The organism is Paenibacillus sp. P46E, from assembly GCF_001909095.1.
Lineage (GTDB): Bacteria > Bacillota > Bacilli > Paenibacillales > Paenibacillaceae > Paenibacillus_AQ > Paenibacillus_AQ helianthi.
In genome coordinates this window covers 1-2411 of sequence record NZ_LVYZ01000106.1, presented here as the reverse complement: position 1 = coordinate 2411, position 2411 = coordinate 1, and the positions used below count along the sequence as shown (strand labels likewise).

The window sequence follows — 2411 nt, the reverse complement described above, 5'->3', positions numbered from 1 at the left end:
ATATAATAATGGACATGAGTTGATTAAACAAACTATTTCGATTATGCAAAAAAATGAAAGGGGGAGGCGATCATGATTGGCACAACGAAATAACTTAAGCTAGGAGTGTTTTTTTGGCTAAACCAAATAAAATGCTGGTTTTTATATTAACCTTAGGTGTATTCGGTATCATAAATACTGAGATGGGGGTTATAGGGATATTGCCTTCCCTTGCTGCCCACTTTAGTGTGAGTGTATCCAAGGCAGGGTGGCTGGTGAGTTTTTTTGCCCTGGCCGTTGCTGTTTCTGGTCCAACAATGCCGTTATTGTTTTCGGGGATCAACCGGAAGCAGGTCATGCTGCTTGTGCTTGGCGTTTTTCTGCTTGGGAACATCGTATCCATATTTACAACTAACTTCACCATTGCATTGATTGCCAGAATAATTCCAGCTTTTTTTCATCCGATATATTGTTCATTGGCATTTACAGTAGCTGCAGACTCTGTTGACATCAAAGATGCCCCAAAAGCTGTTTCTAAAGTTTTTATTGGTGTATCTGCAGGTATGGTAGCTGGTGTACCCATTGTAAGTTTCATTGCTAACTCCGCTTCCATTGAAATGGCACTGGCGTTCTTTGCACTTATTAATGCTATTGTATTTATCGCAACACTATTATTGGTACCATCTTTACCTGTTCAACAAAGACTTACTTACGGATCTCAAGTCAGAATATTAAAGAAATCAATCGTTTGGTTTTCTATTATAGCTGTTATTTTATTGAACTCAGCCGTATTTGGTGTGTATAGCTATCTTGCTGAATATCTTAAGACGGTTACAAATATGTCTGCAAATTCAATCAGCATAATGTTAATTCTATTCGGCGGAGCCAATATTATCGGGAACGTCGCAGCAGGGAGATTACTTGCGAATAATGCGAACAAATCAATCATAGCTTTCCCCTTTGCTTTAGGAACCGTTTATATTATTTTGTTCCTGGTCGGTCAGTTCAGTGTACCAATGGCTGTTCTCACTGCAATATGGGGGGTGTTGGCAGGAATCGGGGGGAATATCAATCAATATTGGATTAGTTCTGCTGCTCCAGAAGCCCCTGACTTTGCTAATGGATTGTTCTTAACATCTGCCAACCTAGGAACAACAGCTGGTGCAGCTGTAGGTGGATTGTTTATATCTAGTATGGGTACTCAATATGTCGTATGGGTGGGAATCCTGTCCTTGATATTGAGTGTTGTAGCCATTTCACTTAGAAACTACTTTGCAGGAGGGTATTTATGAATAAGGTTAATGCACGTGCTACATTCAGTCCAGGAGGACCATTCAAACTAACCACGATAGAGCGCAGGGATCTAGAGCCGCATGATGTCCTGATAGAGATTAAGTTCGCAGGTATCTGCCATTCTGATATTCACACAGCTCGTGGCGAGTGGGGACCGGTTGAGTATCCCCTTGTTCCTGGGCACGAGATCGCCGGGATTGTTACACAGATAGGTTCAGAAGTTAAAAAATATGCGGTTGGTGACCGTGTCGGGGTTGGCTGTATGGTTGATTCCTGCAGAGAATGTGATAACTGCCATAAAGGGGAGGAGCAGTATTGTCTGGGCGGAATGACAGGTACTTACGGGGCTATCGACAGGTACGGACAATTTACACAGGGGGGTTATTCCACTCATATTGTCGTAACGGAAGATTTCGTGGTTCGAATTCCCGACGGTATTGAGCTGGATGCTGCAGCTCCGTTGTTGTGTGCGGGCATCACGACGTACTCGCCACTGCGTCATTGGGGAGCAGGGCCAGGCAAAAAGGTAGCTGTAGTTGGACTTGGAGGGCTTGGACACTTAGCTGTAAAGATCGCGCATGCCATGGGGGCAGAAGTGACTGTGTTATCCCAATCATTAAAGAAGAAGGAAGACGGTTTGAAGCTTGGCGCGCAACATTATTATGCCACGAGCGATCCGGGAACCTTTGCTGAATTGGCTGGCTCGTTCGACCTCATTGTGAATACTGTAAGTGCTAAGATTGAGATTAGTTCCTACCTTTCGTTATTGGCACTGGATGGTACTCTTGTCAATGTTGGAGCTCCAGCGGAGCCATTGCCAGTTAACGTATTCTCACTTATCGGTCATCGCCGTTCGTTTGCCGGTTCCATGATTGGCGGTATCCGTGAAACACAGGAAATGCTTGATTTTTGCGCGGAACACCACATTGCTCCTGAAATTGAGACGATTTCCGCCAATCAGATCGATGAGGCTTGGGAACGCGTTCTGGCATCCGATGTCCGCTACCGGTTTGTAATCGACATCAGCACGATGGAGAATGAATAATCACGAAAGCGGACTTAGCGATGCTGCCATTATTTTAATATAAGATTATAAAGAGAGAATCTGCTACGGAAATAGCAGATTCTTTCTTTATAAC

General features: G+C 43.9%; 2 protein-coding genes. Both read left to right on the top strand.

Annotated elements, in window-relative coordinates; genetic code table 11:
- Positions 1-113: 113 nt before the first annotated feature.
- Positions 114-1271 (top strand): MFS transporter, encoded by a 1158-nt coding sequence (locus A3849_RS31040; protein ID WP_074114899.1) that lies wholly within the window; start codon positions 114-116, stop codon positions 1269-1271.
- Positions 1268-2317, top strand: coding sequence for an NAD(P)-dependent alcohol dehydrogenase (locus A3849_RS31035; RefSeq protein WP_074114898.1), 1050 nt, complete (start codon positions 1268-1270; stop codon positions 2315-2317). Before A3849_RS31040 ends, A3849_RS31035 begins: the two co-directional genes overlap by 4 nt.
- Positions 2318-2411 lie beyond the last annotated feature (94 nt).

Bases quoted from the DNA above. Each gene is read 5' to 3' on its own strand.
- A3849_RS31035 (WP_074114898.1), top strand. From the start codon at position 1,268: ATGAATAAGGTTAATGCACGTGCTACATTCAGTCCAGGAGGACCATTC.